The sequence below is a fragment of the Nocardiopsis halotolerans DSM 44410 genome (assembly GCF_000341065.1).
GTDB classification, from domain to species: Bacteria; Actinomycetota; Actinomycetes; order Streptosporangiales; family Streptosporangiaceae; genus Nocardiopsis; species Nocardiopsis halotolerans.
Map to the genome: position 1 here is coordinate 1 of NZ_ANAX01000269.1, position 12,057 is coordinate 12,057.

Genomic DNA, 12,057 nt, shown 5'->3' on the forward strand with positions numbered 1-12,057 from the left:
CCGGTGGACACGCTCGCCGCGAAGTTGCGGGAGGTCAGCATGATCCCGCCCAGGGCGGCGAGCGCGGAGGCGATCCCGAACACCGAGACGCGGATCAGGTCCACGTTGATACCGGCGCGCCGGGCGGCCTCGGAGTTGCCGCCGACCGCGTAGACCATGCGGCCGTAGCGGGTCTTGCGCAGGACGAGGTCGAGCACGACCACGAAACCCACGAAGATGAGGAAGGCCAGCGGCACGCCCTTGTACTGGTTGAGCACCCACACGCCGCCCAGGAGCGGGAGCAGCAGCAGGACGGCCCGGAAGAGGAGCTCCATCGGGGGCTTGTAGGGCAGGCCCGCCTGACGGCGGCGCCGTTCCGCCGTCGTCACCGAGACGAAGTACAGGACCGCGGCCAGGAACGCGATCCCCCAGCCCACGGCGGGCACGAAGAAGGTCTGGGTCAGGACGGAGATCGGACCGCCCGGACTGGTGTTGATGGTGCCGTCGGCGCCCATCAGGTACAGGTGCAGGCCCTGCCATCCCAGCAGGCCCGCGAGGGTGACCACGAAGGCGGGCACCCCCATCTTCGCGAAGACGAAGCCGTGCACCAGCCCCACCAGGAGGCCGACCCCGAGAGCGGCGAGGATGGCGATCCACTCCGGGACGCCCTGTTTGACGGCCAGGACGCCCAGGACGGCCGCCGCGAGTCCGGCGACCGAGCCGATGGACAGGTCGATCTCGCCGAGGAGCAGGACCATGATCACGCCGGTGGTCATCAGACCGATGGCGGCGATCTGCACGGTCAGGTTGGACAGGTTCTGCGGTGACAGGAACCGTTCGTTGGCCGACTGGAAGACGACGGCGATGAGGATCAGGCCGATGATCACCGGGATCGGTCCCAGTTCGCCACCGCGCACGCGGCGCCTGAGGGCCTCGAGCCATCCCTTGGGAGAGGCCGCCGTGGCCAGGAGGCGCGGGTCGCGCCTGGGCCCGGCGGGCGTGGCACCGCCCTGCTCGGGTGCCTTGGAGACGGGAGTCTGCTGGGTCATCACTTGTCCTCCGTGGCCAGAGCCGTGCCACCGGTGCGCTCGGAACGGCGGCTGACCGGGTTGTCGGCGGCACCGGTGATGGCGGCCACGATCTCCTCGTAGCTGGTGTCCGCGATGGGGAAGTTCCCGGCGTTGCGGCCCAGCCGCAGCACCACGGCCCGGTCGGCGACCGCGCGCACGTCGGCCATGTTGTGGCTGATCAGCAGCACGCCGTGGCCCTGGTCGCGCAGGCGCTCGATGAGGTCGAGCACCTGGGCGGTCTGGGCCACGCCCAGCGCGGCGGTGGGCTCGTCGAGCATCACCACGCGCGGCTGCCCCAGGAGCGACCGGGCGATGGCGATGATCTGGCGCTGGCCGCCGGAGAGGGAGGCCACCGGCACGCGCAGGCTGGGGATCTTGACGGACAGGGAGTCCAGCAGCTCCACGGCCCGGCTCTCCATCTCGACCTCGTCGAGGGTGCCGGGGAAGTGCAGTTTCTCGTTGCCCAGGAAGAGGTTCCCGACGATGTCCAGGTTGTCGCACAGGGCGAGGTCCTGGTAGATGGTGGCGATGCCCAGGCGCTGGGCGTCGGAGGGCCCTCCGATGGTGACGGGCTTGCCGTCCCAGGTGATGACGCCGCCGCTGTCCGCGGGGTGGGCTCCGGAGATCACCTTGACCAGGGTGGACTTGCCCGCGCCGTTGTCCCCGAGCAGGGCGACGACCTCACCCTCACCGACGTGGAAGTCGACGTCGCTCAGGGCGCGGACGGCACCGAAGGTCTTGGAGATCCCGGACAGTTCCAGGACTGGTGTGCTCATGCGTTCGCTTCTCTTCTCTCGTCCCGGTCCGGGGCGGGCGGACGGCGGGTGCCCGCCCGCCCCGTGAGGGCCGTCGCACCGGTTCCTAGAGGGCTTCCTGGCAGAAGTCGGTGTCGGCGTAGTCCTCGGTGCAGATCTCCTCGATGGTGTAGATCCCGTCCGAGACGACCGTGTCGCCGACGTTCTCCGCGGTGACCGCGATCGGCTCCAGCAGGACCGACGGGACGGTCTCGCCGCCGCCGTCCTCGACGTCGGTGAGGTTGTACTCGCCCAGCTCGGGCTCCTCGCCGGTGGCCAGGGACACGGCCATGGCGGCGGCGATGTTGGCCTCGGGCTCGATGGCCTTGTAGATGGTCATGTACTGCTCACCGGCGATGATGCGCTGGATGGCGGCGAGCTCGGAGTCCTGACCGGTCACGGGGGGCAGGTCCTCGACCGACACGCCCGCGCTGCGCAGCGCCGAGATGGCACCGGAGGCGACGCCGTCGTTGGCGGCGTAGACGCCGATGATCTCGTCCAGGCCCAGGGAGGTGATGGCGCCCTCCATCTGGGCGTTGGCCTCGCTCGGCGACCAGTCCGGGGTGTCGAACTCCTGGCCGATCTCGATCTGGTCCTGGAAGACCTCCATGGCGCCCGCCTTGAAGCTGGCGGCGTTGGGGTCGGTGGGCGAGCCGTGCATGACGACGATCGAGCCGTCGCCGGTGGTGCCCTCCTGCGCCAGGGCCTCCAACAGGGACTCGGCCTGGAGCTGGCCGACGCGGTGGTTGTCGAAGGAGACGTACATGTCGACGCCGCCCTCGGCAAGGCGGTCGTAGGCGATGACGGGCACGCCCTGGGACTTGGCCTCGTTGACGGTTCCGGCCGAGGCCGCGGCGTCGACGGGGTCCAGGACGAGCACGTCCACACCGTCGGTGAGCATGGCCTGGGCCTGGGTCTGCTGCTCGTCCACGTCACCGTCGGCGTTGGCGTAGGAGATCTCGCAGTTGGGGCACGTCTCCGTGAGGGCCTCCTCGAAGAGGGGCCGGTCGAAGGCCTCGTAGCGAGCCGTGTGGAGGTCGGGCAGGAGGAGGCCGACGTGGAAGCCCTCCTCCAGGGTGAAGGTCTCCTGCTCGACGTCACCGGAGTCGGTGGTCAGCGACCCACAGCCGGAGACGAGGAGGGTGAGTGCGGCTCCGGCGGCGGCGAAACCGCCGACGGCCGTGCGGCGCGGTGTGAAGCGTCGTGCGTTCAACGCTGGGTGCCTCTCATGACGGGGGATGCGGACGGTGGAACTCGCGAGTGGTGGAGTGAAGTCAAACCCCGCCGCTACCTTGTCGTCAACTCCTGAACACATAACCGAAACATCACGAGTCTTGGGTTCAGGAACTGAAGACATCGAAATCCCAGGCCAGAGCGGGGAATCCGCAGTGTGAGCTCACGTGAAGGAGCCTCGGTTTTTTACCAAACGGGCTTCCGTCGGAGCGCTGACCTCGTGCTTCCCCGTCACCGTCAGCCTACGCTCAGGTTCCGGAGGGGAGGGGGCCGTGCCGCCGCACCCGCGTCAGCGCTGCTGGAAGCGTCATCGCCAGGGTACGCGGAGTCGTCGCCCGAGGTCGCCTTCCTTCACCAGAGGTACGCACGCGGGGTCGCCTCAGCCCACGTGCTGGGCCGCCATCCGCAGGGCGCCGTACAGGGAGGCGTCCCCGCCCAGCTCCCCGGGCACCAGTTCGAGCCGTTCCAGGGCGCTGCCCAGGGAGCCCAGTTCCATCGCCCGGCGCATCGGGTCGAGCAGCAGGTCCCCCGCCCCGGCCAGCTCCCCTCCCACGATCACCCGTTCGGGGTTGAACAGGTTCGCCACGATCGCGGTGCCCTGGCCCAGCGCGGTCCCCGCCTCGGCGATGATGCGGCGGCTGCCCGGGTCGCCCTCCAGCGCCGCCGCCACCATGTCCGGTATCCGCACCGGTCCGGGGCCGCGCGCCACGCCGGTGTTCTGCGGCAGCATGTCCAGCAGGTAGTTCGCGCCGACGAAGGTCTCCAGGCAGCCCCGGTTGCCGCACCGGCACACGTGTCCGCGCGGGTCCAGCGCGATGTGCCCGATCTCCCCGGCGGTGCCTCCCGCGCCGCGGAAGAGCTGGCCGGCCATCATGATGCCCGCGCCCACGCCGTCGCTGGTGACCAGGTGGACCACGTGTTCGGCGCCCACACCCGCGCCCCTGTGCTGCTCGGCCAGGGCCGCGAGGTTGGCGTCGTTCTCGGCCAGTACCTCCAGGCCCAGCCGTTCGGTCAGTGCCTTGGCCGGACGGAAGCCCGCCCAGCGGGGAAGGCAGGAGATGCCGCCGACCTCGCCGGTGCCCGGGTCGATCGGCCCGGGGACGGAGGCCACCACCGACGACACGCTGCCCAGGTTGATCCGGTTGCGCAGCAGGACGGTCTCGGCCAGCCAGGCGGCGCGGCGCACCCCGCGTTCGGGGTCGGAGGCCACGTCGTAGTCGATCTCCTCGCGGGCCACCATGTTGCCGTCGCTGTCGCCGACCGCGACGCTGACGCGGCCGGCGGCGAAGTCGACGGCCACGACCGAGCCCGGCGTACGCACGAGGGTGATCGCCTTGGCCCGACGGCCGTTGGAGGAGGTGTCGCGTACCACGATCGTCCCGGCGGCGCGCAGGCCACGGACGATGTTGGAGACGCTGGCCGCGGACAGGCCGGTGGCCCGGGCCAGTTCGGCCTGGGTGCGGGTGCCGTCGCGGCGCAGTACGTCCACGACCCGCCGTTCGTTGGCCTGACGCAGGGCGGACTGTGATCCCGGCGTCGCGGCGGCCTCGGTCACCAGGTGCCCCCTCGCGGTCGGTGGTCTGCGTGGCGCGTCGGCGCTGTTGCGAGGAATGTTACAAGGATTGAACGCAAGCCGGAACTTCGCATCGGTGACTTAGGGTCCGAGGGTGACCAAAGTGCGCATCAGTACCGCAGAGCCCGCATGGACCGACCGCCTGGCCGGGACGGTGCCGTCCGCGGACCGCACGCGCGTCGTGGCGGTCGAGGGCCGCTCGGGCGCGGGCAAGAGCACGGTGGCCGATGGCCTGCTCACCGCCCTGACCGGCCGGGGCGAGGCGGTCCGGGTCCTGACCATGGAGGACCTCTACCCCGGTTGGGAGGGCCTGGCCGCGGGTGCGGCGCTGCTGCGCGAGCGGGTCCTGGTTCCGCTCTCGCGCGGGGAGCGGGCGGCCTGGCGGCGCTACGACTGGGAGCGGGGCGCGTTCACACGGGAGTGGACGACCCTGCCCGACGACGTGGCGGGGGGCGGGGTCCTCGTGGTGGAGGGGTGCGGGTCGGGCGCCGCCTCCGTGCGCGCTCTGGTGGACCTGCTGGTGTGGGTGGACGCGCCCGACGAGGAGCGCCTGCGGCGGTTGGACGACCGGTGGGACGCGGCCGTCTACGCGCCCTACCGGCGTGTGTGGGCCGACCAGGAGGAGGCCCTCCACCGGCACGACCATCCCCGCGAGCACGCCGACGTGGTGGTCGACAACCCGCCCCGCTGACGGGGGCGGGAGCCCTTCGTCGCCCGGTCGGTCACCACCGCCGTGTACCGGCTCGGGGACCGCACGGACGAATCCGGTGATCCGCCCCACCACCGCGCCGTCGACGAGGGTCCTGTCGTGGCCCGGGCCCGAGGTGGTGACCAGCCGCGTCCGGGGCCGCCACCCGAGGAGGGGCGGCCCCGGTCGGGAAGCGCGGACCGGACGTGCGCGGCGGTCAGCGCGCGCAGATCTCCCGGGCCCTGCGCAGGTCGGTGTGGATGCGGGTGACCCCCGTCGTCAACTCCGGCAGCTGCGCCGCCGCGCCCCGCAACTCCTGGTAGCGCTGGGCACGCTTGGCCGCACCACCGGAGACGACCCGCACGGTGATCTCCATGGCGATCGCGCCGACGATCCCGACGACCCCCAGGCCCAGGAGCAGACCGACGACCCCCGGCATCTGCCCCTCCGCGGCCACCTCGGTGATCACCCCGGCGGGAAGCCCGAAGACGGCGAACCGGAAGGCCCGCAGGGCCAGCACCAGCCGCTCCTGGACCGTGACCCCGCGACGGAGGCTGTCGTGGTCGGTGCTGACCTTGGCGTGCCGGGTCTCCCACTGCCTCCGCTGCTCGGACAGCGCCCGCATGGTCGGCAGCGCGCCGTAGACCACGGCCGCGTAGCCCGCGTTGAGGGGCGTCGGCGCGTTCTGGACGCGGCCCCAGAGCAGGGACACCCACTCCCCCACTCCCGCGTCGCCGCCGTCGCCGGGCGGCACCAGCCGTTCCCGGTGCAGCAGGAAGGCCAGGATGAGGGCGGCGCTCACGCTGATGCGCGTCGTGCGCCACCCCTCCAGCTCGGTGGTGAGCTCCTCCTGGAAGGAGTTGGCGGCGCGTTCGGCCTCGTCGAGCTGCTCGGCCAGGAGCAACAGCGCACCGGAGTCGTCCCCGTGGTGGGCGCCCATGATCCTGAGCACGCTCGGACGGGCCATCAGGACCATCTCGTTGGCCATGGGCGCACCGGTGAGCAGCGGACGCGGGTCGTTGAACATCTCCCCCAACTCGGCGATGGTGGCGCCCCGGCCGCGGAAGATCGGCGGCAGGTCGGGACGCAGCTGGGAGACGAAGGAGGCCACCGCCAGGTTGGCGTCGCTGACGTGCCCGCGGAACAGGGACCGGTCCAGGACGGTGTCACCGAGGTCGTTGATGAGCCAGGCGCCCAGGGCGGCCCGCTCGGAGGGACCGCTGAAGACCTGGACGGCGGCGGTCCAGTTCTGCTGCATGGCCTCGGCCAGGTCGCGCGGATCGGTGAACCGGACACCGTGGAAGTGGTACGGGGGGATGTCGGAGCGGTACGGCGGCGGGGTGATGGGGCCGCTCACGGGTCCCGGCGCGGGAGGCGGGGAGGAGGGCGCCGGGGCCGCGGAGGGCGGGACGGGGTGTGCCGGGGCCGAGGGGGCCGGGGCGGCCGTTCCCGGAGGCGGGGCCGGGGCGGCGGACGCCATCCGCGTGTAGGCGCGGGTCGGGTTCACCCCCGACGGCGTCTCGGGAGCGACACGGGTGGGGTCCACCGGAACCTGGGGCGCCACCCTGGTCGGATCCACCCCCGAGGGCGCGTCCGGTGCGATCCGGGTGGGGTCCACTCCCACGCGGGTGTGCGCGTCGGGTGGGGGCACGACCTCGGTGCCCCCGGAGTTCGGCCGCACCGGGGCCGCGGACGGCGCCGCTCCACCGCCGGCGGGCGCGGCGNTGAGCAGGGTGGTGGCGTCGGGGCGGCGGTCGGGATCCTTGTCCAGGCAGGAGCGGACGATCCCGGCCAGCGGTTCGGGAAGGGAGCCCAGATCGGGCTGGCCGCCCAGGATGCGGGCGATCCGGGACGCCTGGGTCGGGCCGGGGAAGGCCTCCTGGCCGGTGGCGGCGTAGACCATCACCGAACCCCAGGAGAAGATGTCCACCGCCGAGGTCAGGCGCATGCCCTCCAGCTGCTCGGGCGCCATGTACCCGATCGTGCCCACCACCCCGCTGGCGGTCACCGAGGTGGCCTCGACGGCACGGGCGATGCCGAAGTCGATCACGCGCGGCCCGTCCGCGGCCAGCATGATGTTGTCCGGTTTGAGGTCGCGGTGCACGACACCGGCGGCGTGGATCGCGGCCAGGGCGGTGGCCGTGGAGATCGCCAGTCGGTGCAGTTCGACTCCGCCGCGGGGACCGTCCTCGGCCACGGCGCGATGGAGGGTGGGGCCGTCGATGTACTCGGTGGCGATCCACGGTTCCCGGGCCTCGGGGTCGGCGTCCAGGATCGCGGCGATGCAGAAACCACTCACCCGGCGGGCCTGCTCCACCTCGGTGGTGAAGCGGCGGCGCATCTCCGGGTCGCTCGCCCAGCTGGCGTGCAGCATCTTGACGGCGGCGCGGCTGCCGTCGGGGGCCTCACCCAGGAACACCTCACCGAAACCGCCGCGCCCCAGCGACCGCACCAGGCGGTAGTGTCCCGCCGTGCGGTCGGAGGGCGGGTGCGCCCCGCCGTCGCCGCTCTGGTCGCGCTGGTCCTCCACCGCTCCACCCCGTATCCGTCGTCTTCGTCCGCCCCCATGGACCATGACGGGCCCGTGGGAACTATAGCCACGTTCCGGTCGGGCCCGAGCCAGGACATGGGAGGGTACCGAAACACCGTTCCCTGTGGTCGGACCCCGATCGAGGGGTCGGGCGTTCCCCCACGTGGGCTTCCGATACACCTCCGTTACGGTCGGGCCGTCAGCGGGCCCGTCCGCTGGCGCGGTGGTCGCCGCGCTGGACGCGCTGGACGAGGTCGTCGGTGAGCGCGCCGTATCCGGTGGCGGCCCACACGCTGTCCTCGGGGGGCACCTCGTAGTACGGAACCGTCCGCCCCCGGTACTCGTCGGGCAGCACGACGGGACGCACCCGGCCGCGGACCGCCCTGGCGCACTCGGCGCACAGCGGCACGTGGATGGTGCGGGTGCCGCCGAACTCACGCCAGGGCGTGTCCCTGGTCTCCGTACCGTGCAGCGGGTTGGCGTAGCAGTGGAGGCGCCGGACTGCGGTACGCGAGCCCCCGGACACGTTCTCCATCGCGTCCTCGGCCATGTCCAGCAGCACGAGGACGCCGACGGCGTCGGGCAGGGTGGCTCCCTCCGCGACCATACGGTCGTGGACGCTGGCGGCGGCGGCACGGGCGTCCAGGGCTTCACGTAGGCTCTGCCGCGCCTTCGGGCCCAGGTCGGCACCCGTGTCCAGGCGACTCAGACGCTCGCCCACCTCGATCAGGTCGCGCTCGGCCTGCTCCATCAGGGAGTCCAGCTGGGCGCGGTCGGCGTTGTCGAACGCGGCGTGCTGGGTGATCGAGGACGCCTTCCTCCTGCCCCGACGCGCGGTGAGCCGGTTGCGCACGAGCAGGGCGAGCACGAGCGCGAGCAGGACCGCGACCACGGTGCCCACCGCGAGCAGCGGGCCGGGCCCCGAATCCGTGGCCGTTCCGGCGTCCGTGTCCTGCGTCGTGGTGGTCCCCTCACCCGGGGCCGCGAGGTCGGGATTGGCCTCCTCGTAGTCCCTCAGCGCCGCGTCGTAGGCGCCCTGAGGATCGTCGGAGAGCGCGACCTCCACCGCGACCTCCGCCTGTTGGAGGATGGAGCCGTCGAACTCCGTCCGGTAGGAGGCCGTCAGCGCGCCGTAGTGCGCCGGGGCCGCCTCCCGCGCACCGGGGCCGAAGTCCGCGCCGTGGAAACCGGTCGACCCGTCGTAGACGAGGTAGTGCCCCTCACCGCCGCCCATGCGGTCGTGCAGGAGCGTCGCGAGTGTGGAGGCCTCGCCGTTCCAGGCGTCGCCGCCCGTCAGGGGCACGGCGACCACGTACAGGTCCGGGCCCGAGGCCTCGATGGCCCCGTCCAGGCGTTCCTGGTCCGCGGTCGGGAAGGCGCTCTCGTAGGCGGGGTCGACGTGGACACGCGACTCCATGAGGGCGTCGGCGATCTCCTGGGTCCGGTTCCCCCGCTCCACGGGTTCCCGGGGCTGGGCCAGCGCCCCGGTCGCGGGTGACAGGAGCAGCACGGCGCAGGCGGCGGCCAGTACCCGTGCGGCGTACCGGGTCAGGGGGGACTCAGCGGACATCGACATCCTCCAGAAGCCTCTCGGCCATGCGCCCGGGGGACCGCGTCCCGAAGCGGTACCGGACCCACGCGCGGTCGTCCAACGACAGGTAACTCCGTGCCACGCCCCGGGCGTCGCGCACGCGTGGCACGCTGGCCACGCGACGCGTGTCGGGCAGATCGGCGCACCCCCGGCACAGGGAGACGAAGTTCCTGCCCTCCGCCGCACGGGAGCGCGCCCTCGTCGTGGCGGGGCCGTGCAGGGGGTTGATCTCGCACGGGGCGGTGTCCACGGAACCGGGATCCTCCAACGCGGCGTGCGCTCTGCGGGAGACGACCGCCACGCCGAGCAGGTCGAGGTCGTCGGGATCCGCGTCCATGATCATCAGCGCCGCCTCGATCTGGGGCATCAGCTCGGGCGGCACGTCGTCGGCCCGGTCCGAGGAGAGCAGGGAGGCCAGCCGCGCCCGCTCGGTCTCGGCCGTGCGGCGCAGGGCCCGCGGGGAGGGGCCCCTCCGTCGCGTCAGGGCCAGCAGGCCCAACACCACGCCGGCCAGGGGCAGGGACACCAGGGGGCCGATGAGCAGGAATCCGCCCAGGAAGTCGGGCCAGAAGCGCTGGATGCGGGGTTCCGGGGTGTGATCGTAGGGTTCCGTCGGCACCGGGTCGGGCACCCCGGCGTCCCGGGGCGCGTCCTCGACGTTGTCCAGGAGGGTCTCCAGGGCCACCGCCGGGGTGGAGGGGCCTTCCTCGTCGAAGCCTTGGCCCAGGCCCTGGATCAGGTCCTCGGGCTGCATACCCAGGCCGAAGGGCAGCGCCGCGACCCGGACGGTGCCGTCGTAGTCGGCGGTCACCACGGCGTAGACCCCGTCCTCACCGAGAACGTGGTGCATGGCGTGCGCGAAGAGCCGGGGATCGCCGCCGCTCTCGTCGCTGTCGGCCATCGGGACCACGGCCACGTGGACCGGAACGGAGGCGTCCCCGGCCCGCTCGGCGGCCTCCGCCAGTCCTTCCAGGGACACACGGCTGAGGGGGTCCACGTACAGGGGCGCGTCCCCCGTCCGGCCCAGGACGCGCTCCACGCGCACCAGTGAGGTGACGTGGGGAGGCTGCGCGCGCGTCCGGTCGAGGGGGTCGGAGACCTCGTCCTCGGTCGGGGGCACGCTGTTCATGTACACCAGCGCGGCGACGACCCCCGCCACGGGCAGCACGATCCCGGTCGGGAGCGCGGCGACGACCGTGACTCGGGTCCCGGCGCCCCGGCGGCGCGCGTACCACGCCAGCAGGACGGTCGCGGCGAGCAGTCCCCCGGCGACGCTCCCGCTGAGGAAACCGAGGTTCCCCGGTCCGACGCCGGACCCGGGGTCCAGGTCCTCCAGGAACTCGTCCCAGGCCGTGGGCTCCTCGGCGGCCTCGTGTTCGTGGGCCTCGCGGAGGCGTTCGGCCCTCTCGGGCAGGTCCGGAGAGACGAGTGCCTCGGTGAAGACCTCGGCGACCCGGCCGAGGGGCGCGTCGTACTCCAGGTCGGGGCTGTAGGTGACCACGTCGGAGGCCAGGTCCACCGGCAGTTCCCCGCCGACGGACAGTGCGCGCGGGGAGAAGCCGGGTTGGAGGAGGACGTAGACGCCGTCGGCGCCGACCCGGTCGCTCAGGGCGGGCAGCAGCTCCCCGTCCCAGTCCGGCCACGCGCCGGGGAAGGGGCCGGCGACCACGTGGTAGGGCACACCCAGATCGTCGAAGGAGTCGTGGAGCTCCGCCTCCAGCCGATCCAGGTCGTACAGGCCCGCGAGGGCGTCGTCCACGACCACGGCCGCGCCCTCGGGCTGCTCGGCCATCAGCGTGGCGTAGTGCCGTGCCGGGGTGGGGCGTTCCTCGTACGCCGCGGGACCGGGCTCCGGCTGCGCCGACGCGGGCGCCGCGCCGAGGGCCGGCGCGAGGAGGAGCGAGGCCAGGAGGGCGACGGCCGAGGGAAGCCGCGGACGGGGGCTGGTGGGGCCGAGCATGCGGTGAGCATATCGGAGGTTTACGGACATCGGCCGACGTGGGAGCGCTTCACGGCTCTCCGAGGGGCCCTACACGAGCGCGGGGAGAGAGACGGGTTTCCCACTCCAGTACAGGATCGGGACCGTATTACCCCATCGAAAAGCACACACTCCGAATACGATTTCTAGCACAATGTCCCGATTTTGGATTTTAGTCAGCTTTCTGGTGTTCTCTCTTGGCTTCCCGACACGCACTCTGGGAGTCGGGGAAAACGCCCGGTGGTCCTACGCCGTTTCGCGCCTCGCGGACAGCGTCGACCAACGACCACCCACACGGCGTCGGTTCCCCGGATCAAGCCACGAAGGGAAACCCACTGCCATGCAGAAGAAGACGCTGCGCCGCTTCGCGATCACGGCCGTCGCCGCACCTGCCCTGGCCTTCGGGGCTCCGGCCCTGGCCTCGGCGGACGCCTACTACGAGCAGGAGTCCAGCGGCGCCAGTTCCCACGGCGCGTTCCACCACTCGCTCGAAGCCTTCGCCGGGGACAAGGGGACCTGGTTCGAAGAGTCCTGGAGCTTCGCCGGCGAGGATGGCTCCTACTACTCCGAGACCGAGAGCGGCGCCGGCTGACTCTGGTCCTGACAGGCTCCCCGCGGCGC

9 protein-coding genes are annotated in these 12,057 nt (G+C 72.3%); 2 read left to right on the forward strand and 7 right to left on the reverse strand.

The genetic code is table 11. The annotated features are described in order from the left end of the window. The 4 genes from D455_RS0120665 to D455_RS0120680 all read right to left on the reverse strand — a co-directional run. A partial coding sequence (locus D455_RS0120665; protein ID WP_017572596.1) for a sugar ABC transporter permease occupies positions 1-1,028 on the reverse strand: 1,028 nt, incomplete at its 3' end. Beyond that, complete coding sequence (locus tag D455_RS0120670) at positions 1,028-1,825, reverse strand: ATP-binding cassette domain-containing protein (RefSeq protein ID WP_017572597.1); 798 nt, start codon at positions 1,823-1,825, stop codon at positions 1,028-1,030. The genes D455_RS0120665 and D455_RS0120670, both read right to left, overlap by 1 nt. An 85-nt stretch (positions 1,826-1,910) precedes the next feature. Further along, positions 1,911-3,056, reverse strand: coding sequence for a sugar ABC transporter substrate-binding protein (locus D455_RS0120675; RefSeq protein WP_017572598.1), 1,146 nt, complete (start codon positions 3,054-3,056; stop codon positions 1,911-1,913). A gap of 399 nt (positions 3,057-3,455) precedes the next feature. After that, positions 3,456-4,631, reverse strand: a complete 1,176-nt coding sequence (locus tag D455_RS0120680) for an ROK family transcriptional regulator (RefSeq protein WP_017572599.1) — start codon at positions 4,629-4,631, stop codon at positions 3,456-3,458. 112 nt (positions 4,632-4,743) lie between these two features. On the opposite strand from D455_RS0120680, the gene D455_RS0120685 reads away from it, so the two are divergent. Continuing rightward, positions 4,744-5,340, forward strand: a complete 597-nt coding sequence (locus tag D455_RS0120685; RefSeq protein WP_026122836.1) for a uridine kinase family protein — start codon at positions 4,744-4,746, stop codon at positions 5,338-5,340. Between the two features lie 214 nt (positions 5,341-5,554). On the opposite strand, the gene D455_RS0120690 is transcribed toward D455_RS0120685, so the two are convergent. From D455_RS0120690 to D455_RS0120700, 3 genes are all read right to left on the reverse strand, one after another. Then, positions 5,555-7,912, reverse strand: coding sequence for a serine/threonine-protein kinase (locus D455_RS0120690; protein WP_152487124.1), 2,358 nt, complete (start codon positions 7,910-7,912; stop codon positions 5,555-5,557). A 154-nt stretch (positions 7,913-8,066) separates the two neighbouring features. After that, entirely contained in the window at positions 8,067-9,437 is a 1,371-nt protein-coding gene (locus D455_RS0120695; protein ID WP_017572601.1) for a hypothetical protein, read from the reverse strand. Beyond that, entirely contained in the window at positions 9,427-11,418 is a 1,992-nt protein-coding gene (locus D455_RS0120700; protein WP_017572602.1) for a hypothetical protein, read from the reverse strand. Before D455_RS0120700 ends, D455_RS0120695 begins: the two co-directional genes overlap by 11 nt. A 358-nt stretch (positions 11,419-11,776) precedes the next feature. Here D455_RS0120700 and D455_RS0120705 point away from each other — a divergent pair, with 358 nt between their 5' ends. After that, entirely contained in the window at positions 11,777-12,028 is a 252-nt protein-coding gene (locus D455_RS0120705; RefSeq protein ID WP_017572603.1) for a hypothetical protein, read from the forward strand. The last annotated feature ends 29 nt before the right edge of the window (positions 12,029-12,057 follow it).